Source organism: Helicobacter ganmani (assembly GCF_003364315.1).
Classification (GTDB): Bacteria; Campylobacterota; Campylobacteria; order Campylobacterales; family Helicobacteraceae; genus Helicobacter_D; species Helicobacter_D ganmani.
In genome coordinates, this window is record NZ_NXLS01000012.1 from 1 (window position 1) to 22,650 (window position 22,650).

Below are 22,650 nucleotides of genomic sequence, written 5' to 3' on the forward strand. Positions count from 1 at the left end.
TCTTTATAAAAGCGGTTTTGTCCTTGAGCTTCTGCTACAACTTTATGAAAAACCGCAACATTCTTTAACCCTCTTTGTTTATAAAGCTCTCGCATTCTGTCTAAAATGGAAGCTTCTTTTATACTCCACTCCTGCAAAGCAAAAAAGTTAGAAAAGACAATCACGCAAACTTTCTTTTCACTCCCTTTTTTCAAGCTTCTTAGCTCAATGCGTTGCACAAACGCCTTTAGCTCTTGCAAGGAATAAAAAACCAATTCCCGCAAAGCTTCTTGTTTTGTAACCATTTTTACCCCTTTCTTATTCTTGTGCCTTAAAGTTAGCCTTAAGCTCTGCAACAACTTCGGGCGTTATTTCTATGTTATCAAAATCTCTAAAATCTTTAGTGTGATACCATTTTATAACATCCCCCATAATATCTATAGTTAATGAAAATATGCACCCGTCCCACTCTCGCTCTTTTGTCTCATAGTGCAAAGGGTCTGGCGCACTCATTAACTCGTTATAAGCGTCTTGCAGGGCTTCCATATAACTATTAAACTTTTTCATTTATAGCACCCTTACGCACTTTCGCAATGCTTTCTATTTCTGCAATAAAATCTGGCATATCCTCAAAATTTATCCATTCCATTTGCCACCCCCTACAAGCAAAAAGAGGGCTGAAAGTGCGATTCTAAGTCTCTCCGCTCTTTGTTTAAAGCGATATTGCGCTTTTCCAAATTTTCTTTAATAAAAGCCATTCGCGCTTTATGTTCCTTTTGTTTTTTAAGCTCTAGCAAAAACCCCCTAATGTTACGCAAGATTTTGCTTTTAAAAAGAATCTTGCACCTTGTTTGGCTTGTCGTGCTTAAATCCTTGTAGATAAAAAAGCCATTCTTGGAAGTGTGGTAAAAATTTAATCCCAAAGATTCCGCTAAAATTGTAACTGCTTTCCTTGAAGCTCTTTTGTATTGTGTTTCCATTTTACAACCTTTTCTATAAATTTATGACATAATTATATCAAAAATAATAAATAAAGTCAAGCTTTTTTATAAAAAAAGCACTATTTAAGCAAAAAATTAATAAACTTCCATTACCTAACTTTTCTCCCTTTTTTAAGGGGGGCGTTGCGGGGGGTGTCCCCCTGCTTTATGGAACATTAAAATGAGACTTTAAGGCTCATTTTTCCGCCTTTAACCTTGATAAAGGCGGGGCAATAAGGAGAAATTATGACAAAACAGGAATTTAACGAAGCTCTTAAGGCATTAAATCTCACCAAAAAAGAGTTTTGCGAAAAATTGCGGGTAAAATCTATTACTTTAGAAAATAATTGGGGCATTAAATATCCTATCCCACAATATGCAATTTCTTGGCTAGAACTTTACAAAACCGCTCAAAAATACGAACAATTTGCGGAAATTTTAAAAAATCACCACGATTTAAAAAATATTATTAAAGTAAAACCAAAAGAAGCAAGTCAAACTTTCACAAGAAAAGACTTTGATTTAAAACTAAAGGAGTTAAATCTAACACGCAGAGAATTTTGCCAAAAGGTTGAAATTGCGTATTCAACACCTAACTCTTGGGATAAATATTCTCCTATTCCCTTATGGGTAGAGGCTTGGCTAAACACCTATGAAAATGTAGAAAACTTTAAAAAACTAGAAATTCTGCTCTAAAATCTTTTAAAAAATCAAAAACATATTTTTGCGGAAAGAGTTTTGAAAGAAATTGCGATAAATTGGGAGTTTAAAGGCTATTAATTTACTTAAAGTATTTTTAAACGCAAGAAAGCGGGGAGATAATAATAGCGTTGGATACGAGCTTCCACATAAAATCTTAACCGCATTTTAAATCTTTTATTAAAAATAAGCTTAAAATATGGATTTCTACCCCTGCATTTTAAAAACCATAATGAGAATAAATCATTAAGACTTTGATTATAATTTTGTAGAGAATTGTAATATATTTTGGAGGAATTTAAAGCTTTTTAGAATATTTTTGATTCATCTCTATAATTTAATTTATTCTTAATGATTATTTTGTATATGATTTGAAAATAAATTTTCCGCAAAAATATGTTTCTGATTCTAAAATTACAACAATCTTATTTTACGATATTCTTAAGACTTCAAAAATTACCATTTCCGCAAAAATATGTTTCTGATTTTATCTCTAAAATATGGATTCTCATTATTCTTGTAAGTGTCTAAAATTAGAATCTTGCAGTGTATTTTTTCATTCTCATTATTGTGTTTTTTGAAAACTATTTTTTAGTCTTATATATTATAAGTGAATATTAAAAGGGAAAGAGAAATTAAAGAATAAGATTTTATAGATTAATATTTTAAGTTTATGGTGAATGCAGTTTTTATTTGCTTTTGCGCTTTTGAATGCTTTTACTTTTAATTTTACACTTTATAGATAAATACTATATACCTCCATAAATCAATTTTAAGGGGTATAGGTTTGAAAAAGATTGAAAGCAATAGATTTTCTTATTTTAATCTTTTTGAATGATTTTAGGGCTATTTTAGAGCTTAATTTTGATATTGGAATAATTAAAGTCATTCAAAGCTTTTGAAAAAGAATTTCTAGCTTTTTAAATTTCTTTCCATTCTCTCCTCAAATGCAAGGAGTTTTTGATTAAATGTCGCTAAGTTTTTTTCCATAGATTTTTTTAGCTCTTGTGGAATCTCTAAATGATTTAAAGCATAATAAACTCTTGTTGCAATCTGGATTCCTTGTTGAAAGGATTGCTGTTTTAAATGCTCATAAATAAACTCTTCTCCTCTATTAAAAAAGGCTAGATTCTCATTAAAATCCCGCAATGATTGATGAACATTCTCCTCTGTAATAGCATTTATATCTACTTCCAAGATTTTAGAGAGAACTAAATCCTCATTGAAATCCTTGCAATAAGGCTTTATTACATTCACTTCTGCATTTTTAAAGCATTCTTGCGCCTTTTGTGTATTCTTCTCTCCTGCTTTATCTCTATCAAACCCTAAAAACACCTTAGCATTTGGAAATCTCTCATCAAGATATTGCAAAGCTTTTAATTGGCTTTCTGTGATTGTGCCATTGGTGGAGAGAATCAGTGTGTTTGGAGTGGTATCCATTTTGTTTAATCTCTCATTATTGAGCTTTTCAAAGAGACTTAAAGAATCAATACTAGATTCTGTAAGAATAATTTTTGCAATCTTGCCTCTCTCCTCTTTTTCTTTGCTGTTAGAAAAAATTATCGTCTCCAAACCCTTTTTGCCATAGCAAATTTGTTTTAAAGGCTTTGTGTAAGCTTCTCCCTCTTTGTTTTTTAAAATAGGATTCTTTAAGTGAAGCTGGTAGCCTGTTTTAGAAAAAATTTGTTGTTCTTGTGCTTGTTCTTGCTCGGGCTTGTTTATCTGTAAGGTTTTGATTGTATAGGTTGGAATCGCAATGTTTCCCCTTTCGTCCATTTTGATTTCATTTACTAAATGTTGCAAGATTGCATTACTGATTCCCCTCTCACTAGAAAAATGATTTTGCGATTGTAAATTCTTAAAGGTTAAAAACTTGGCTAACACCTCTTCTACTTCCTTGTCTCTTGTATCAGTGTTTTTGGATAAAGTATGGCATTGCAAATTTGTTTCTTTTTGGAGCTGGAGCAAATCTTGCACTTTTAATCCTCTATTTTTACAGAAATTAAAAATATTTCCTCTATCGCTTTCCTCATAGGGATTAAAATAAAGATAATCGCCCTTTGCATTGCGTGAAATCACCAAAGCGTCCCCATTGTCGTTTTTAAGCTTAATGTGGTTTTTTGAGCTTTTGTTTTTGTCTTTAAAATAACCCAAATTAAGCAGGATTTGGTCTAAAGGAAGTTGCAATGTTTCTTCTGCATTCAATCTTGGTATTTTTGCCATTCTTATCCTTTTTATAATGTTTTTAAATGTTTTATAATTGTTATTAACATTTTTAAAATATTTTAAATACTTTTGAAATATTTAAAAATTAAAGAATAAACTTGATAAACTCTTTTATCATTATTATCACGCTACGCCATTTCTATGGAAATAGAATAACCCAAATAAAAGGGAGAAACTTCCCTCTTATAATTAATTTTGATTAATCCAACAATGTTTATTGATTGCTTGTGCTTTGTAATACTTGGATACTAGGGAGTAACGATTAAAGAATCCACTTTTGTTTCTCTCCCATTTAGATAGAGACAATTTCTTGCCTAAAGGCAAGTTTTCAAATTCTGCTTTTGAAATTTCTCCTATAATTTCTTTTCCGCTTTGCCACTCTTCTTTTGTATAAAACTTAGTATTGCAAGTGTATTTTAACCTATAATCTGAATAGCGCGAACTTGCTAATAATCTGCAGGAATTTGTAAGATTTGGATTAATTCTAAAACCTATTTTATCCACAAGATTACAAACTTGCATTCCATTTTCGTCTTCTTTGCAGATGATTTCTTTAAAAGCGTCTTGTTTTGTTTCTATTCTAGCATTTAAAGAGGGAATCGTGCATTCTTCATCTACAAGTGGCAAAATGCTTGTTTGATAATATTTTAAATCTGTGTCGCTATTGTCTATGGGACAAAGATTTAAAAAAGCTTTTCTTGCATTAATGGTATCACTTGGCTTTTTGCGTTTAATTGAAAATAATTTGTTTAATGCAGGAGCACACTCTGCTGGTTTATTTGGACTAGAAAGACAAAGCAATGCCTCACAAGCACTCCTTGTATCTCCACTTAAATACTCTATTTTAACCTCTGCTTGTAAAGCTAGGGCACTGCATACCAAAAGCATTAAAGCTTTGCTGCTCTTAGAGACAATAGAATCTACTTTATTGCTTGCTAGATTGCTTTTTTTGATACTCAAACTTCTCATCTTTTTCTCCTTTAAATTTGGTTTATTGTTTTCTCATTATTGGGATTCCAAAAGGGTCTTTTGGAACTTTTTTGCCTTTTTCTACTTGTTCGTTAAAATTAGAATCTATTTCTTGTAGGCTTTTTACTTCTATTTCTTGTTTTTGATAGTCATTGACTGGCTGTAAATTTGCTTGTTTTTCCGCCACTTCTGTTTTGAGATATTTGCTTTGAAGCTCATACATTTTTTGTTGTTGCTGAATATTATAATAAAGCAAGGCATTTGTAGCAGCTGCAATCTCTTTGTCTGTTGTCGCATTATTAAGCTGTTGCTGCATTTTTTGCATATCTTTTAGATATTGTTCGTTCTCTGCTTCTTCAATATAATCTAACCGATTAGCAAGGTCTGTTAATTGCGATTCTTTCATTGCGGATTCTGCTTGTATTTTTAAATGTTCTAGCTGTCTTTTTTCCTCTTGCTTTTCTAATATTTTCCTAGTAATTTCTCCACTCTTATCCCCCATTTTTGCTCTTTGTGCTTCTAGCTCTAAAATCTCATTATTGATAGATTCTATATCTTTTACAAATGCTCCTGAATTGCTAATAGCTGTGGTGCAAGAACTAAATCTCCCTTTTAATTTTTTGCCTTTTTCTAGGGCGTCTTTTAAATTTTTAGCCTGTGGCAAGTTTCCTATTGCAATACAAGTATCATAAGCCTTTTCAAAACGCCCATAAACATTATTGGGCAAATCTAAAATATCTTGATAAAGATTGACACTTGTCTCTATAATCTCTATTGCAGAACCATAAATGGCATAAAAATCTTTTAAATCCACTCCCGAACTCTTTGCATTTTCTACCATTTGTGTATATTGCTGCATTTGCAAAGCATAATCCTTTGCTTGCGCTAATCCGTCTTGAACATATCCCATAATGGTTTGGTTTAAATGTGTGGCATCTACCACAGGGATTCCTGCTCCATTAGCTGTATTAAGAGAGGAAAGGAAAACCAATGCAATACATTTCATTTTAAAGCTAAAGTTTGTATTGATATGTTTCATTATAAGTCTCTTCCTTTCTCTTGGGGTTTGGATTGAGATTTTTCATATTCTTTTGCGTATTCTGTGGCTCTTTTGGTGGTATTGGGGTAATCTTTTTTGAAGCTAGGAAATTGCTTGTGGATTTTTTCCATTCTCTCTTTGATAATTTCGGGTTTTTCTTTATTCTCCATAAGCTGATTGAGTGCTTCATACTCTTTTTTAGATTCTATCATTTGCTCTTTCTCACCTTGTAGTTGAATATATTTGTCGCTTATATCACTTACGATTTGCGTGAGGGCTTTTAGCTTATCTTGTTCTAATAGCTTTTGAAGCTCTCGCATTTTGCTTTCACTCTCTGCTAATTGTTTGTCTTGTTCTATTCCTATGATTTGAGACAATGATTTATCTAATTTATAGAGTTGTTGGAGGAGCTCGGCAATATCTTTTGGTTCAAATTGTGTAATAATCTCTTTTAGATGTTCCTCTTCTTGTTCTCGCTTTGCTTCTAACTCCTTGATTTTTTCTTGTAATTCCTCATCGCTTAGATTGGCAAATTTATTTTCCTCTGTTTTTTCTTGCAGGTTAGAACCTCTTGCTTCTTCTACTGCATTAAGAGGCTTGGCAGTATTTTCTTGGCTTTGTGAATTGATTTCTTGATTGCTTCTGCGCTCTTTTTCTATTAAGAGTTCGTTAATTTCTTCTTGAAAGGCTTTTCTTGAAAGTTCTGTTTCTACGGCTTCTTTCACTAATGGGCTGTTATGATTAAATTCTGTTATTGTATTTTGTGCAATCTCTATTTTTTCTTTAGGGCTAGGAGAATTGCCTTTATTAATTTCACGCCCTTGCGCCTCTTTCTCTAGCTGTTGAATATCTTCTTGTAATTCTTGAATTGCAAGAGATACAGAGAGAGATTCTTGTATATTTTCATTTTTAACTTCAAGGGAGGATTCTATAATGCTCTCCTTTTCTTTTGCCTGCTCCATTTCCTGATTTCTTTCTTGCTCTTTTTGCTTTGCAAGCTTTTCTTCTTTGCTTTCTTGTTCCTTTTGAGATTGATTGATTCTGTCCAATTCCTCTTTTACATTTGCTTCGTCTAAATGGTGTTCCCTTGCAATGTCTTTGGCGTTTTGTGCAATGGTTTCTTCTGTCCTATATCCATAATCCGCATTTAAAATTGCTTCATAATCAAGGTCTTCGTAATATGGTGTTTCTTGCTCTTCTGCTATTGGCATTTTTTATCCTTTTTTATTTGAATTTTTGAAATCATAGTATTATGAAAAATAGCACAATCACTAAAAGAATGCAAAAAATAGCATACATTCAAAAGCATAATTTAAGTTTATTTTAGTAATATAATTCTAGTTAAATATTTAAGTTTATTTTAAGTATATATTACATATTATTATAAAGTTGATTAAAAAATTAATTTATATGGGTTTTATTTATGGATTCATTAGAATTGACAAAGGAAAATTTTATGCCTTTAATTAATGAGGCTGGTTTCAAAACCAAAAAGGAATTTGCTCGTTTCGTTAATCTTCCCTATAACTCTGTAAATAATTGGGGTAATAATAGAAATAAATTTCCTAAATATGTTATGACATTAATGATTGCTTTAATCAAATCTCGCAAATATGATAGTTTGATGAATTCTGATAGTATTGCATTGGAAAATGAAAATCTAAAAAAGGAGATTAGCAATTTAAGAGAAAAGGTTGATGAGTTGGAGTTGAGATTGAGAGGCTTTAAAAATCTACAAAAATCTTTAGTTTATTTAAAAGAACACATAAATGTGGATTAAAGTTTAAAATAATAAGTTAATTGTTTCGTTTAAAAAAGTATAAAATTTTGGGGTTTTTAGATTATTGAAAATTATAGTTTTCAATACAAAATCAACAGATACGATAATCGAGGAAAGGAATCAGTAAAAATATCAAAGCACATATCACGATATTGCACAGAAGTTGGAATAATCTATCATCTATATTAATTTATTTGCGTCCCTGCAAGACTCCATTCTGTCATTGCGAGCACAAGCGAAGCAATCCACAATCTAAGCCCAAGTATTTAATGGAATCCCCAAAAAGATTCTTTTATTTGAATTATTATGTCTTTTTAGTCCTCGCAGAATAACTTTCTCCCTAGCATTTTTACAATTTTTCAATATTTTGATAAATTTTCTCTAAACTCTCTAATCTTTTTCAAAAATTATCCGATATAATCACATAGCTAAACCACAAAAGGTTAGCTAAAAGTTCTTTATCGCTTCTAAAGTTGTTTTTAAGGATTTGATTTAAATCAAGCAAGGAATCCCGCTAGAGAATGATTCTATGGTTTTTGATAAAAGTTTGAAAACTATAATTTTCAATAATCAAAGATTTTCTTAAGATTCTTACTTTTCTTTAAATTTAAATTCTTTTCAAACCAACTTCTAAAAGTTATAAAAACTTTTAAATCTAAATCTTTGCCAAGGAAGGCAAACAAATAAAAAGGAGTTTAAAATGGCATTTCAAGTCAATACGAATGTAAATTCACTCAACGCAACAGCTCAAAGCACATTTACACAAACAAGTTTAGCAAGTTCGCTTCAAAAATTAAGCAGTGGTCTTAGAATCAACTCTGCAAAAGATGACGCTTCAGGTATGGCGATTGCGGATAGCTTAAGAAGTCAAGCAAATACTTTAGGTCAAGCAATCAAAAATGCAAACGATGGTATGGGAATCATTCAAATTGCGGATAAAGCTATGGACGAGCAAGTAAAAGTTTTGGATACCATTAAAACAAAAGCAGCTCAAGCAGCACAAGATGGACAAACTGAAACTACAAGAAAAGCGATTCAAGCAGATATTAACCGATTGATTGAATCTTTGGATAACATTGCTCAAACAACTTCTTACAATGGTTTGACACTTCTTGCGGGTGGTTTTACAAACAAAGAATTCCAAGTAGGTGCATATTCTAACCAAACTATTAGAGCAAGCATTGGTGCTACAAGCTCTGATAAAATCGGGCATGTGAGAACAGAAAGCTATAATACAAGTGCTCAAGGATTTGGAACTTCTACCTTGACATTTACAGTAGGTTTAAGAGAAATAACATTGGAATCTGTCGTTATCTCTAATAGTGCAGGAACAGGTCTAGGTGTCCTTGCTGAAGCAATCAACCGCTACTCTGATGAACTAGGCGGTGTACGTGCAGAAGCTGATGTGCAAGTGGCTGGAAGTGCGCCTGTTGCAAGTGGAACCGTAACAAAATTAAATATCAATGGTATTTCAATCATTGCTTCTGGTGGTGGTAGCATAGAGGTAGGAAAGAACGATAACACAAACGCACTTGTTCAAGCCATCAATGCTTGGAAAGATACCACAGGAGTTCAAGCTTCTATTGACAAAGATGGTTCATTGAGATTGACTTCAACTGATGGTAGGGGAATTAATGTCGAAGGTTTAAGCGCAGCTGCTGGAATCAATGCGGGTTCTTATGCTGGTAAATTGAATCTTACTCAACTTGGTGCAACAGATATTGTTGTAAGTGATGGCACAGGTACTGTTGTTAGTGCAGCTGGAGTTAATCAAGCAAATACTACATTGCGCGACATTAAAGGTTCTTTCCAACAACAAACTTTGCGCTCTATTGGTGTAGATGGATTTACAGGAACAGGTTTTGCGCTAGATTATGGTGCTGGTGTTACAACCCTTAAAGGTGCAATGCTTGTTATGGATATTGCAGAATCTGCGATTAAACAACTTGATAGCATTCGCTCTGACTTAGGTTCTGTTCAACAACAAATGCAATCTACAATCAACAATATTACAATCACTCAAGTGAATGTAAAATCTGCTGAAAGTGGAATCAGAGAAGTAGATTTTGCAGCAGAGAGTGCAAACTACTCTAACTTGAACATTCTAGCTCAAGCTGGAAGTTATGCAATGAGCCAAGCAAATGCGGTTCAACAAAATATCTTAAGATTACTTCAATAGTCTTTTAAGATTCCTCTTAGAATCCCGCAAGGGATTCTATACTTTTCTAATTCTATTTTAAAATTTAATTTATTTTTTGTTTTTCCCTTTCCTTAATTTTGTTATTGTAAGGATACAAAAAGAGTAAAATCATCACATTGATAATGCAAATTTTCCAATTAATTTTTATTTCGTAGTGCTTTTTAAGGCAAAAAAAGATAAATTTCTTTTAACTTAATCCCAAAAGATAAAGGAAGGTAATGGAAAGAGAACAAACGCTACTGCGACAGGCTCAAGATAGACTTGCGAACATCGCTAAAATCCCAAGTCTCAAAAAAGGTCAAAGCATTAAAAAAATGCTAAAAGAAAAAGGAATCTCAAGGAGAGATTTTATGAAGTGGGCTGGAGCAATGACAGCTATGTTGTCTTTGCCGGCAAGTTTTACTCCGCTAACTGCGAAAGCAGCAGAAGTTGCAGACCGCTTACCTGTGATTTGGCTGCATTTAGCAGAATGCACAGGCTGTAGTGAAAGCCTCTTAAGAAGTGATGGACCGGGCATTGCAAGTTTGATTTTTGATTATATTTCTTTAGAATACCATGAAACCATTATGGCTGCGGCTGGCTATCAAGCAGAAGAAAACCTAGAATCCGCAATAGAAAGATACAAAGGTCGTTATGTATTAATGGTAGAGGGTGGCGTGCCAACGGGGCTAGAAGGACAATACTTAACAATTGGCGCGCACGGAAATACAGGCTTGGCAAATGCGAAATTAGCGAGTGAAAATGCGGCGGCAATTTTTGCGATTGGGACTTGCTCAAGCTTCGGTGGAATCCAAGCAGCCCACCCTAACCCAACTGCAGCAAAACCGCTTAGTGAAGTTACCAACAAACCTGTGATTAATGTGCCCGGTTGTCCTCCAAGTGAAAAAAATATCGTGGGCAATGTGATTCATTTCTTGCTTTTTGGCACTCTACCACAACTTGATGCATTCAATCGTCCAAAATGGGCTTATGGATTAAGAATCCACGATTTATGCGAAAGACGCGGGCATTTTGACGCAGGAGAATTTGTGCAAAGATTCGGTGATGAGGGTGCAAAAAATGGTTATTGCCTCTATAAAGTTGGCTGTAAAGGACCTTATACTTTCAACAACTGCTCCAAATTACGTTTTAACTCCCATACAAGCTGGCCTATTCAAGCAGGACACGGCTGTATTGGTTGCAGTGAGCCAAATTTCTGGGATACTATGGGACCTTTTGAAGAGCCACTTGCTAGCAAACTCTACAATGCGCCGTTGTTTAAAGGTGCAGACCGCACCGCAGATAATATCGGAATTACATTACTCGGCGCAGCAGCCATCGGTATGGCGGCACACGCAGTTCTAAGTAATTTTAGAAAAGACAAAGAATAAGGAGAATTTATGACAAAAAGAATTATTGTAGATCCTATCACAAGGATTGAGGGGCACTTAAGAATTGAAGTCATTGTAGATGAAAATAATGTCATTACCGATGCTTATTCTAGCTCTACTTTATGGCGCGGTTTAGAGGTTATCGTAAAAAACCGCGACCCTAGAGATGTCGGTTTTATGGTGCAAAGAATCTGCGGTGTTTGCACATTTTCACATTACAAAGCCGGAATTACCGCAGTAGAAAACGCGCTAGGGATTCAGATTCCATTTAATGCACAAATGGTGCGAAGCTTGATGAATGTTTCTCTTGTAATGCACGACCACTTGGTGCATTTCTATCACTTGCATGGATTGGATTGGTGTGATATTACGGAAGCACTTAAAGCTGACCCCAAAAAAGCAAGTGAGATTGCGTTTAAATATTCTAAAAACCCGATTGCAACAGGTGCAGATGAGCTTGCTGCTGTGCAAGAAAAAGTTAAAGCCTTTGCGAATGCTAAACAAGGTTTAGGACCTTTTGCAAATGCTTATTGGGGACACAAAACCTATAAATTCTCTCCTGAACAAAACCTCATCGTGCTTTCCCATTACTTAAAAGCTCTTGAAGTTCAAAGAGTTGCGGCACAAATGATGGCAATCTTCGGCGCAAAACAACCCCACCCACAAAGTTTAACCGTTGGGGGTGTAACTTGCGTTGCAGATATTTTAGACCCTAGCAGATTGGGAGATTGGCTCACTAAATACAAAGAAGTAGGGGATTTCATCAATCGCGCTTATTATGCAGATGTCGTAATGGCAGCTGAAGTCTTCAAAAACGAACCAAGCGTGCTTAAAGGTTGCGGTGTGCGCAACTTCCTTTCTTATGCCGAAATTCCTGTCAATCATAATGAGACGCTTTATAGCACAGGTGTTGTGCGAGGTGGCGATATTTCTAAACTCCTAGAAGTCAATGAAGACCTCATCACAGAAGAAGCAACACATTCTTGGTATCAAAACGACAAAGCATTGCACCCTTATGATGGCGAAACAGAGCCAAATTATACAGGATTCACAGATGCGGAGACCATTGGACCTGATGGTAACCCACTCAAAACAAAAGCAATTGATATGCGCGGTAAATACAGCTGGATTAAATCCCCTCGTTATAATGGCGAACCTATGGAGGTAGGACCGCTTGCAACAATTGTTGTGGGACTAGCAGCCAAGAATCCTCGTATCACAAAAATTGCAACACAATTCCTAGAAGATACGGGATTACCAATTGAAGCACTTTTTAGCACATTGGGTAGAACTGCAGCACGACTTTTGGAATGCAAGCTTTCCACAGATTATGGCATAGAAGCTTTTAATTCTTTGGTAGCAAATCTCAAAACAGGCGACCAAACCACTTGCGCTCCTTATAAGATTGACAAAAACAAAGAATACAAAGGGCGTTACATTGGTAATGTTCCACGCGGGACACTAAGCCACTGGGTAAGAATCAAAGACGGCGTCGTAGCAAATTATCAAGCAGTTGTGCCAAGTACTTGGAATGCAGGACCAAAAGATTCTAAAAATCAAATGGGACCCTATGAAGCTTCATTAGTTGGAATCAAAGTGCAAGATATTACCAAACCGCTAGAAATCGTGCGGACTATCCATTCCTTTGACCCTTGTATCGCGTGTGCAGTGCATTTAATGGATACAAAAGGGAATGAAATCAGCCAATATAGACTTGACCCCATTGCGATGAATTGTAAAATTTAAGGAGAAATTATGGAAACAAGATACAGAGCTGTGCTTGAGTTTTCAAAACTCACACGGATTTTCCATTGGATTAGAGCATTAGCAATTTTTGGATTAATTGCAACAGGATTCTATCTTGCTTATCCTTTTTTAGCACCTAATAATTTCACAGGCGAACCTGTGGGGTTTCTTTATGCTTTAATGCGCAGTTGGCATTTGATTCTTGGCTTCTTACTCATTGCAGTAACTATTTTTCGCCTTTATCTACTTTTGACAAAAGAATGTGCATTAGAGCGTCGCTCTATTTTGGATTTTTTCAATCCTTTTGTGTGGTTTGGCGTCTTGAAAAGCTATCTACTTTTTGGCGGACATCCTCATTTAAAAGGTGCTTACAATCCCTTACAGCTTGCAACTTACTTAGGTGTAATGCTTTTAATTATTGCAATTTCTCTTAGCGGACTTGTGCTTTATGCGCATGTTTATCACGAGGGCTTGGGGGGATTCATCGCGCCTTTAATGAAACCTTTGGAAGTGCTTTGTGGCGGAATCGCTAATGTGCGCTTAATCCACCATATTTTAACTTGGGCATTCGTTATTTTTATTCCAATTCATATTTATATGGCAAGCTGGAATAGCGCGAAATTCCCTGGTGCTGGTGTAGATACGATTTTTAGCGGCGTCAAATTTGAAAAAGATGAGTAAGCATAAATACCCAATGCGATTCCTTGCGAATCGCATTTCCGCATTTTAAAATAAATGAAAATCCTCGTGTTGGGCATTGGCAATATTCTATTTGGTGATGAGGGGATTGGTGTGCATTTATCCAATCTATTGAAACTCAATTATACTTTTAGCGGTGAGCATTGTGTGGAGATTGTAGATGGCGGGACAATGGCTCAACATTTAATTCCCCTTATCACGCAATACGATTCTGTGTTGATTATAGATTCTATTGACGCAAAAGATGCCAAAATAGGTGATGTTTATTTTTTTGACTTTCGTGCAATTCCTAACCAAATCACTTGGGCTGGTAGTGCGCACGAAGTAGAAATGCTCCAAACCCTACGAATGATTGAAATGTTAGGAGATTTACCGCCAACAAAGATTTTAGGTATTAAACCTTTTATTATTGGAGAAAATCCAACCTTTGAACTCACAGAGGAAGTCAAACAGGGCGCAAAGCTAATGGAATCCCAAGCAATTCACTACTTAGAATCACTTGGCGTTCAAATCTCCAAAACCTCTTATCAAGATTTGCAAGAAATTGCACGTTTCTCCTACAAAGGATACTAAATGACTTCTGAAACTTCAGAGTTGGAATCCCACTTAATTGTCGCTTTCGTTTTCCAACAAATCGCTAAACTTGCTTTCCCGCACAATATTCAAAATTTCTTACTCAAATCTCTACATTTTGCCCTAAGAAAAACCAACCTACAAGGGCAATTTGTGCAAAATTCTCAAGATTCTTTTAGGCTAGAGGTGCAGGGAAGCCAACAAGAAATTTTGAACTTTAGCGATTCTTTGCAAAACTATATTCCACTTTCTTTACAATGGACTTTTAAAGAGTTGATTGTTTTAGAATCTTTCTCTAAAGAGAATTTAATTTCCTTAAATCATCTCTTTGTAACTCACTTTCTAACCCCTTTGGAGCTGCAACAATTAAGCAACAAAGAATCCCCGAATTTCTGTAACCTATGGGCGCAATGGATAGATTTTCAGCCCACCAAAATGACATTTTTAAAAGAGGAGCAAAGAAACGAGATTCAAAATGCACAAGATTTGATAGAATCTCTCCAAACTCTTGCAAATCTTTTGAAGCAAAATGAGTGCATCTTTGTCAAAACAATTTTTGGCAAAAAGGAGTTGGTGCTTTTAGAGGAAAACAATCCGCCAAATTTAGAGGAGATTGGAGAGGATTTTTGCTTTATGCCCTACTCCCTTATCAATGTCAAAATGCTTTTTAGGGTAGAAAATGAGGAATTGCAAGCCTTAGCAACTTTGGAAAAACCCATTTTGAAGCTTGCTCCTAAAAGCATTTTTCAACATTTCTTCCCTATTGCGCAAGTGAATGTCCTTTTGCCTTTTGAGCCTTATTTAGTTCTTTTGAGTAAATTTTTGGATTCCTCTTTAGGTCTATATTTGTTGCCACTCCGACAAAAAAGAAAAAATGGAATCTGTGAATTTGTTGCTGAAGATTCCAAACCCCTGACTTTAAGCATTGCGCAAAACTCCCTTATCTTGCCACATCGCTTTGAATCTTACAAACCCAATTCTATTGCCAATGCTTTCTTGCAAGCTATTACAAAGGATTCTTTAAATCGTGTCAATGCACTTTATCTTGGTGAGAATCGCACGCTTTTTTGGGTATATTTTAATGAGAATTTCAAAGAAGCACTCACATTTAACTTTGAAAGCAACCTAGGAACAATTCTTGAGACATTCAAAACCCTAAACCAAACCACACAAAGTTTGTTAAAAAATTTTTCATCTCATTTTGAATCCATAATCCACGCTCTAGAATCTCTCCCCAAAAATTCTGTCCCCTCACAAAATCTATTAGACTTGGTGGGAATGTGCGGTGTCTTACTAGGCTTAGGTGAATCTCACAATCTCAAAGCAAGCGCAAATGCTGTGATAGAATGTGCATGGAAATTTTTGGGCAAAAAAGGTCCGCGCATCGATTTTAGACTAGAGCGCGACACAGAGGGTAAAATCTCCTTAAACACTTTGCAAACCTTGCGTTCTGTTATGAGCTTCAGACTTGCTGGAGTAGAGAACGAGTTGCTATGCTTTGGAATCTTGGATTCTTTAGCGGAATTTTTTGCTAATTTTAGTCGTGATATGGAGGAAAACTACCAAACAAAAGGCATCGTTGTCTGTGGCAAATTATTTTTGAACACACAATTTATAAATCAATTCTTGCATTATTTGCCAAAAACCTCTGAAATCTATGCTTGTGCAACAATGGAATTTAAAAACAAAACTCTATAAACCCACGCCTTTGTGATTCCGCTATATCCTTGCGAGATTTCGCAAAAATGCAGCAAGCAAGATTCTATATTATAAATTTGCAGAATAAAGCAATGGGTGTTCTTGCGAGAAAATTTGAAACTTTCATAGCAATCCATAATATCATTTATAAGAAATATGGAATCGCAAATAAAAAATGCTTTTTAGGCAAAGCACTTCGCAATGTATGCTTACTCACTAGCACAATGAAATTTTTGATTCTATTTAAATAGCACACTTCCTAAACGCACGCAGTTGCTTCCGCAAGCAATCGCAAGCTCAAAATCCTCACTCATTCCCATACTTAAAGTCTTTGCACCTTTATTTTGCAGAGATTCAAAAATCCTATATGTTTGCTCAAAACTCTTTTGAATCATTTTTTTTTCATCTGTATGCGCACCAATACTCATCAAACCGCACAACTTGATGTTTGGGCAAGTTTCCAAAATCCTGCAATACATTTCTTGTGCAACTTCTGGCATAAAGCCACTTTTGCTCTCCTCTTTGGCACTATTGACTTGCAACAAGGTGCGCAAAGCCTTATTTTCTTTTTGCAATCGCTTTTGTAATTGCTCTGCTAACTCCAAAGAATGTAAGCTTTGGAGCATAAAGGGATTGAGGCTTAAAAGTGCGTTAATTTTATTACTCTGCAAAGAGCCGATGAAATGCCATTCTAGTGGAAGAGATTCTAAGATTTCAGATTTCGCTTTCAAGTCTTGCACTTTATTTTCACCAAAGGCGCGTTGCCCACAAGCATAAAGTGCTGTGATTTCCTCTTGTGTAGAATATTTGCTCACTGCAACCAAGCGCACGATTCTGTGCCTATCTACCGCAATTCTTGCTTTTTCAATTCTTTCTATTACATCTATTAGATTCTGATTTAATTTTTCTTGCATAAATCTCCTTTAAAAAGGCATTGTTCCATTAAGAATGCGTAAAATATCATTATACAATCCAAGCCCCATAAGTCCCAATAACACAATCCAACCTGCCATACTTAAACGATAAAAAGTATTTTGTGTTGGAATTCTTTTTGTTAGCATTTCATAAAATGTAAAAAGAATATGCCCACCATCAAGGGCTGGAATCGGAAGTAAATTTAAGATTCCAAGATTTACAGAAATCAAAGCAGTAAATGCAAAAAGCGTAACAATCCCTAATTCACTTGCCTTTTTGGTAATGCTCACAATAGAAACTACACCCCCTACTTCGCTCAATGGCACAACGCCACTCAACATTTTTTCAATGCTTTGCAAGATTAACTTGCTAGATTCCAAAGTCTGACCAAAAGCATAGGAAATAGAATCCACAAAAGAATAAGACACAAGCCTTACCTCTCCACTAGAAAAAATCCCAATTAAAGGACGCGCAATCTTCTCACCAAAGAGATTTTTGGATTCTCCTATTTTGGGGATTAAAATCGTCTGATACTCTTTAGAGTCTCGCAAAAATACAATCTCTAGCTCCCCTTTGGATTTGGCAATCGTTTGGCTCAATGCTTCCCAAGTTTGAATTTTTTGTCCATTAATGCTAAGAATTTCATCGCCACTGCGTAACCCAGCAATTTCCGCTGGCATATTTGTTTCTACTTTACCCACCACAGGAGCTAATTCATTTTTCCCCATTAAGCCAATGGCGACAAAAAGCAAAAAAGCTAACAAGAGATTAAAACACGAACCTGCGGCTAAAATCAGCAATCGCTTATAAGCTGCAATACCATAAAGACTATCACTAGCAGTATCACGCATCATAGGATCAAAGTCGCTCTGCCCTTTAAGCTGAACAAATCCTCCTAATGGAATGGGACGCAAAGAATATTCTGTCTCGCCGATTTGTTTTTTAAAGATTCTTGTTTTACCAAAACCTATACTAAAAGCTTCCACACGCACGCCAAAAAGTTTAGCTGCCAAAAAATGCCCCAATTCATGAAAAAAAACCAAAAAAGATAAGACTAAAATTGAGCTAATTATTCCCATTTAGCGCGCCTTTGCATACATTTTAACATAATCATAGCCTGAATAAAGTGTCAAAACTACCGCAAGCCACAAAGTCATATTGGCAAAAGAATAATCCATAAGCAAAAATGCAATTGCAGTAATTTGCAAGCCTGTTTTATATTTACCAAGATTAGAAGCCGCAACTTTGATTCCTTTGCTCGCAGCCACTACACGCAATCCGGTAATAAAAAATTCGCGACTAAGAATCAAAAAGACTGCCCACACATCTGCGCGATTCCATACCAAAAGCCCAATTAATGCAGATAACATCAACAATTTATCAGCAAGCGGGTCAAAAATTTCTCCAAAAATGCTTGAAACATTGAAACTGCGCGCAATAAAGCCATCAAAAAAATCCGTAATACTTGCGAGACAAAACACCAAACAAGCGAAATAATTAATCCAACTAGGGTGGATGGGGGGTGGAAGAATCCACTTTCCATAGAGAATTATTGCAAGCAAAAGAAAAGCAAATATAATCCGAAGAATAGTCAAGCCATTCGGTAAAGATTCTAATTTCATCATCTTTTTCACTCTATTTAAAGCTTGTTCCTCCATCAATCACAATCGTTTGTCCTGTAAGCCAAGCACTTGCGCTACTATCGCATAAAAATAAACAAGCCCCCGCAATATCCTCTGGAGCTCCCATACGATTGAGTGGGCTTTGCTCTACCACTTTTTCTTTAATCTCGGCAAAATCCGGAAATGCCTTTAATGCATCTGTTTCAATGGGACCACCACTCACTGCATTAACGCGAATATTATACTCTCCAAGCTCCATTGCAGCATATTTCACCATTGTTTCTACGGCATTCTTTGAGTTGCCGTGCCCTGCATAATTTGGCATATACACGAGATTCCCTGTGGAGCTAAGGGAAATAATACTTCCACCGCCTACCTTTTGCATTCTCTTTGCTGCTTCTTGCGCACCGACAACAAAAGCAAGTACGGTAGCAGTGTAGATATTGTTTAGTCCTTTAGGTTTCAAGCGCATAAAAGGCGCGAACCCTCCCACGACACTCTTGCCATAAATAATCGCATTGCTCACAAAAAAATCTATCCTCTCAAAATCTTCATCAATTTTTGCAAACAAATCCTTATAAGTCTCTGGTTGCAAAACATCTAAAGGATAAGCTTTGGCTTTGATAAAAAATTGCGATTCCACATCTGCTATGATTTTATTTGCTTCTTCTACATTTTTATTATAAGTAAATGCAATATTTACACCCTTTTGCGCAAAACGATAGAGAATCGCTTTTCCGATTCCACGCGTCGCACCACTAATAACTAAAGTTTTGCCTTTGAAATTTTCATTCATTTTACTACCTCATATTGACTTAAAATTTTTTCAAGATATTCTATATTTTGTGCCGATGGAGCAACCAATGGCAAACGATATTCCAATGTTTTTAAAAGTCCGCTTAAATACATTGCTGCCTTGATTGGAATCGGATTGCTTTCTATGAACAACGCTTTATTAATTGCGTAAAGTTCATTGTTTAATTCTCTTGCGCGTTCATAATTATGCGATTGCAAAAGTGCGTGTGTTAATTCCGCAATTTTGTTTGGCAAAAGATTGGAAGTAACAGAAATCACACCTACCCCACCACAACTTAAAATAGGATAATTAATTGCATCTTCGCCACTTACAATGCTCAAATCTTTAGCATTCATATTCAAATCTATTACCTTTTCAATGCTACCACTTGCTTCTTTGACTCCATAAATATTTGGAATCTCATTAAAAAGTCGCAAAATAGTTTTTGTTTCCAAATTCACACCCGTGCGACCCGGCACATTATAAAGCATAAGAGGAATGCTTACTGCATTTGCAACCTCCTTGTAATGCAAAAACAAGCCCTCTTGTGTTGGCTTATTATAATAAGGTGTAACACACAAAATTGCATCTGCTCCGCAACTTTGTGCAAATTTAGCAAGCTCAATTGCTTCTTGCGTAGAATTACTTCCAGCACCCGCTAAAACCTTGACATTATGCCCCTCCTTGCGACTTGCTTTACAGACGCTCACTGCAACTTCAATACATTCTTTATGTTCTTTGTGGCTTAATGTTGCACTCTCACCTGTTGTGCCAACAGGCACGATAACATCAATACCATATTGAATCTGTCTTCTAATCAAAGATTCATAACTTTCCAAATCCAACAGAGCATTTTTAAAAGGCGTGATTAATGCAGTCATTGCGCCTTTGACTTGATTTTCTACTTGCATTGTTTTCCTTATTTTGTCAGGGTTAAAATTGTTGCATTTGAGCGAACAAAATATTTTTGCGCCACTGCAACAATTTCTTCTAAGCTTAAGCTATCAAAATCTTGCTCAAAATGCAAGAGGGACTCTAAATCATTGCGTACGATATAGCTTCCAAACAAGCTTGCTACGCCACTGCTAGATTCTAGCTCGTATAAAAAATTTGCGCGCAAATTTGTTTTTGCTTTTTGCAATTCCGCCTCGTTGAGTTTCCCAAGCTTTACTTTTTCAATTTCTTGTAAAATTGCCTTTTCTAACTTTTCTAGGCTCACACCTACATTTGCCAATCCCATAAAAATAAATAATCCATCATCTTGCAAATCCATATTGTAAGCATAAATTTCTGTGGCAAGCCGTTTCTTATCCACAATCTCGCTAACAAGCGGGCTACTCTTGCCACCACTTAGAATCTCGCCTAATGCACTAAGAGCAATTTGGTCTTTGTGATTAAAAGGAGGAGTTCTAAATGCAAGTGCCAAAATCTCCACTTCGCTTGGTTTATGCACTTCCACTCTGCGCTCACCCTCTTGTTTGGGTTCTTTTGTATGTAATTGCAATGGAATCTCTTTTTTGTTTTTAATCTTTTCAAAATACTTTTTGACTTCCTTTAGGGCGATTTTTTCGTCTATATCTCCCGCAATCACGATTGCCGCATTTTGAGGTTGATAATAAAGACTATGGAATGCGCGAATATCTTCAATGCTCCAAGCTTTAATATCTTCCATAAAACCAATAGGAGTCCAATGATAAGGGTGATAGATAAAAGCTGTATTAAAAAGTCTAAAATACAAATAACCCATAGGGTTATTGTCTGTCCGCCATAGCCTCTCCTCCGCTACGACATTGCGTTCGGGTTGAAACTCCTCATCTTTTAAGCTCAAATTTTGCATAAGCTCACTAAAAAGCTCTAAAGATTTGCCAAGATTCTGCGTGCTAGATTTAATATAATAATGCGTATAGTCAAAGCTCGTTGCGGCGTTTGTAGAACCACCAAAACCTTTGATAACCCTATCAAATTCTCCTGCCTTTAAATTCTTGGTGGATTTAAAGTTTAGATGTTCTAGCATATGTGCGATTCCACTTTTGCCCATTGTCTCATTACGACTACCGACTTTATAAAATACATTAGTCGTAATCACATTACTTTGATTCTTTAATGGAATCACTACAACTTCCAAACCATTTTTCAGTGTCGTTTGATAATGTTTTGGAAGCACAGATTTTATCGGGCTATTTTCCGCCATCAAAACTCCTACTAAAAATAAATTAACACAAAAAATTCTAAAAATTATGCAGATTAATTGCATAAATCCACGCCTACCGCTTCGCCAATATGGTTGAATCCATCACGTTCTAAAAAATTTTTTAAATCCAAATTGATTTGTTTTACTAAACTTGGTCCCTCAAAAATCAGCGCACTAAAAACTTGCACAAGATTTGCACCCAAACGAATCCTTGTGTAAGCCTCCTGTGCATTTGAGATTCCACCCACGCTTATAAGCGTTGTTTTTTGATTTGTATTCTTCAAATAAAGCGCAATCTGTTTCAACATTTCGCGACTTTTTGAGGCTAAAACCTTTCCGCTAATTCCTCCTCTATCTTGTGGTCGTGCAACAAGACTATAATCCAAAGTCGTATTGGTTGCAATAATGCCTTTTGCTCCGCTTTTTATCGCTGCTTCAATCAAACTCAAAGCAAAATCTATCTCCAAATCAGGAGCAATTTTTAAATAAATTGGCTTAGTATAAACTTGACAAAGACTACTAAAAAGCTCTTGAATGAAATTAATATTTTGCAAATCACGCAAATTTGGTGTATTAGGCGAAGAAAGATTCACGCTCAAATAATCACTACTTTGTGCAAAATTGCGCGCTAAAGTCAAATAATCCTTAAGAGATTCTTCTTGTGAAGTAATTTTGTTTTTACCAATATTCACACCCAAAGGCACAACAAAGGGAAAAAGATTCTTTAAGTACGCATTTACCATACTCATTCCCTCATTGTTGAATCCCATTGCGTTTTGGATAGATTCCTCTTCTATATGTCGCCAAAGACGCGGCTTATCATTGCCGCTTTGCGCTAAAGGCGTTACCGCTCCTAGCTCTAAATGTGAAAAACCTAGTGCGCAAAGCAATTCTATCATCTTAGCATTTTTGTCAAATCCCGCTGCCAATCCCACAGGATTATAAAAGCGCATTCCATCAATTTCTTGCATCAAAATAGAATCTTTCAAGCAATTCTTATAAGACAAAAAAGGCAAAAAAGCTGGAATCTTTGGAGCGATTTTGCTCAAAAATTCTATGATTGTATGCGCAGTTTCTGGATTGGTTTTAAAAATAAAAGGACGTAAAGTTTGATAGTTTAGCATTTCCACCTCATTTTTAAAAATTCTGAAATTGTAACATTTTTTGA

Annotated in this window: 21 protein-coding genes and 1 pseudogene; 8 read left to right on the plus strand and 14 right to left on the minus strand. The window is 35.6% G+C overall.

The features are described from left to right. The 3 genes and pseudogenes from CQA43_RS08870 to CQA43_RS08880 all read right to left on the minus strand — a co-directional run. Positions 1 to 284, minus strand: a pseudogene (locus tag CQA43_RS08870) (hypothetical protein); the annotation flags it as partial. Between the two features lie 13 nt (positions 285 to 297). Next, positions 298 to 546 (minus strand): hypothetical protein, encoded by a 249-nt coding sequence (locus CQA43_RS08875; RefSeq protein WP_115552239.1) that lies wholly within the window; start codon positions 544 to 546, stop codon positions 298 to 300. 92 nt (positions 547 to 638) lie between these two features. After that, complete coding sequence (locus CQA43_RS08880) at positions 639 to 959, minus strand: hypothetical protein (RefSeq protein ID WP_115552240.1); 321 nt, start codon at positions 957 to 959, stop codon at positions 639 to 641. A 246-nt stretch (positions 960 to 1,205) separates the two neighbouring features. Between CQA43_RS08880 and CQA43_RS08885 the strand changes: the two genes are divergently transcribed. After that, positions 1,206 to 1,655 carry a hypothetical protein gene (locus CQA43_RS08885; protein WP_115552241.1) on the plus strand — a complete coding sequence of 150 codons (450 nt, stop codon included), beginning with the start codon at positions 1,206 to 1,208 and terminating at the stop codon, positions 1,653 to 1,655. Positions 1,656 to 2,570: 915 nt separating this feature from the next. Here CQA43_RS08885 and CQA43_RS08890 read toward each other — a convergent pair. The 4 genes from CQA43_RS08890 to CQA43_RS08905 all read right to left on the minus strand — a co-directional run bounded on the left by CQA43_RS08890 (position 2,571) and on the right by CQA43_RS08905 (position 7,103). Next, positions 2,571 to 3,881 carry a toprim domain-containing protein gene (locus CQA43_RS08890; RefSeq protein WP_115552242.1) on the minus strand — a complete coding sequence of 437 codons (1,311 nt, stop codon included), beginning with the start codon at positions 3,879 to 3,881 and terminating at the stop codon, positions 2,571 to 2,573. A gap of 192 nt (positions 3,882 to 4,073) precedes the next feature. Next, complete coding sequence (locus CQA43_RS08895; protein ID WP_245944295.1) at positions 4,074 to 4,853, minus strand: TrbM/KikA/MpfK family conjugal transfer protein; 780 nt, start codon at positions 4,851 to 4,853, stop codon at positions 4,074 to 4,076. 22 nt (positions 4,854 to 4,875) lie between these two features. Beyond that, on the minus strand, positions 4,876 to 5,892 hold the full coding sequence (locus tag CQA43_RS08900) for a hypothetical protein (RefSeq protein WP_115552243.1): 1,017 nt from the start codon (positions 5,890 to 5,892) through the stop codon (positions 4,876 to 4,878). Beyond that, positions 5,892 to 7,103 (minus strand): coiled-coil domain-containing protein, encoded by a 1,212-nt coding sequence (locus CQA43_RS08905; protein ID WP_115552244.1) that lies wholly within the window; start codon positions 7,101 to 7,103, stop codon positions 5,892 to 5,894. Before CQA43_RS08905 ends, CQA43_RS08900 begins: the two co-directional genes overlap by 1 nt. A 245-nt stretch (positions 7,104 to 7,348) precedes the next feature. On the opposite strand from CQA43_RS08905, the gene CQA43_RS08910 reads away from it, so the two are divergent. The 7 genes from CQA43_RS08910 to CQA43_RS08940 all read left to right on the plus strand — a co-directional run bounded on the left by CQA43_RS08910 (position 7,349) and on the right by CQA43_RS08940 (position 15,958). Then, the gene (locus tag CQA43_RS08910) at positions 7,349 to 7,672 is read left to right on the plus strand and encodes a hypothetical protein (protein WP_115552245.1); all 324 of its coding nucleotides are present in this window, start codon (positions 7,349 to 7,351) and stop codon (positions 7,670 to 7,672) included. A gap of 700 nt (positions 7,673 to 8,372) precedes the next feature. Next, on the plus strand, positions 8,373 to 9,851 hold the full coding sequence (locus tag CQA43_RS08915; protein ID WP_115552246.1) for a flagellin B: 1,479 nt from the start codon (positions 8,373 to 8,375) through the stop codon (positions 9,849 to 9,851). A gap of 239 nt (positions 9,852 to 10,090) precedes the next feature. After that, positions 10,091 to 11,242: a hydrogenase small subunit gene (locus tag CQA43_RS08920; protein WP_115552247.1), complete on the plus strand. Its 1,152-nt coding sequence runs from the start codon at positions 10,091 to 10,093 to the stop codon at positions 11,240 to 11,242. 9 nt (positions 11,243 to 11,251) lie between these two features. Continuing rightward, positions 11,252 to 12,988 (plus strand): nickel-dependent hydrogenase large subunit, encoded by a 1,737-nt coding sequence (locus tag CQA43_RS08925; protein WP_115552248.1) that lies wholly within the window; start codon positions 11,252 to 11,254, stop codon positions 12,986 to 12,988. Between the two features lie 9 nt (positions 12,989 to 12,997). Next, positions 12,998 to 13,669 (plus strand): Ni/Fe-hydrogenase, b-type cytochrome subunit, encoded by a 672-nt coding sequence (cybH, locus tag CQA43_RS08930; RefSeq protein WP_115552249.1) that lies wholly within the window; start codon positions 12,998 to 13,000, stop codon positions 13,667 to 13,669. Positions 13,670 to 13,723: 54 nt separating this feature from the next. Beyond that, positions 13,724 to 14,260, plus strand: a complete 537-nt coding sequence (locus tag CQA43_RS08935; RefSeq protein WP_115552250.1) for a HyaD/HybD family hydrogenase maturation endopeptidase — start codon at positions 13,724 to 13,726, stop codon at positions 14,258 to 14,260. Then, positions 14,261 to 15,958 carry a protein hydE gene (locus CQA43_RS08940; protein ID WP_245944296.1) on the plus strand — a complete coding sequence of 566 codons (1,698 nt, stop codon included), beginning with the start codon at positions 14,261 to 14,263 and terminating at the stop codon, positions 15,956 to 15,958. Between the two features lie 239 nt (positions 15,959 to 16,197). Here CQA43_RS08940 and CQA43_RS08950 read toward each other — a convergent pair whose 3' ends face one another. From CQA43_RS08950 to pyrD, 7 genes are read right to left on the minus strand one after another with little or no spacing between them, the layout of a single operon-like run. Then, positions 16,198 to 16,872 carry a YggS family pyridoxal phosphate-dependent enzyme gene (locus CQA43_RS08950; RefSeq protein ID WP_115552252.1) on the minus strand — a complete coding sequence of 225 codons (675 nt, stop codon included), beginning with the start codon at positions 16,870 to 16,872 and terminating at the stop codon, positions 16,198 to 16,200. A 9-nt stretch (positions 16,873 to 16,881) separates the two neighbouring features. Then, positions 16,882 to 17,952 carry an RIP metalloprotease RseP gene (rseP, locus tag CQA43_RS08955; protein ID WP_115552253.1) on the minus strand — a complete coding sequence of 357 codons (1,071 nt, stop codon included), beginning with the start codon at positions 17,950 to 17,952 and terminating at the stop codon, positions 16,882 to 16,884. Next, on the minus strand, positions 17,953 to 18,498 hold the full coding sequence (gene pgsA, locus CQA43_RS08960) for a CDP-diacylglycerol--glycerol-3-phosphate 3-phosphatidyltransferase (protein WP_245944297.1): 546 nt from the start codon (positions 18,496 to 18,498) through the stop codon (positions 17,953 to 17,955). Between the two features lie 10 nt (positions 18,499 to 18,508). Beyond that, positions 18,509 to 19,291: an enoyl-ACP reductase gene (locus tag CQA43_RS08965; RefSeq protein WP_115552254.1), complete on the minus strand. Its 783-nt coding sequence runs from the start codon at positions 19,289 to 19,291 to the stop codon at positions 18,509 to 18,511. Further along, entirely contained in the window at positions 19,288 to 20,202 is a 915-nt protein-coding gene (dapA, locus tag CQA43_RS08970; RefSeq protein ID WP_115552255.1) for a 4-hydroxy-tetrahydrodipicolinate synthase, read from the minus strand. The genes CQA43_RS08965 and dapA overlap by 4 nt, the downstream gene beginning before the upstream one ends. Before the next feature lie 8 nt (positions 20,203 to 20,210). Continuing rightward, positions 20,211 to 21,482 (minus strand): M16 family metallopeptidase, encoded by a 1,272-nt coding sequence (locus CQA43_RS08975; protein ID WP_115552267.1) that lies wholly within the window; start codon positions 21,480 to 21,482, stop codon positions 20,211 to 20,213. A 53-nt stretch (positions 21,483 to 21,535) separates the two neighbouring features. Continuing rightward, a complete protein-coding gene (gene pyrD, locus CQA43_RS08980) occupies positions 21,536 to 22,606 on the minus strand; it encodes a dihydroorotate dehydrogenase (quinone) (protein WP_115552256.1) in 1,071 nt (356 codons plus the stop codon). Between the last annotated feature and the right edge of the window lie 44 nt (positions 22,607 to 22,650).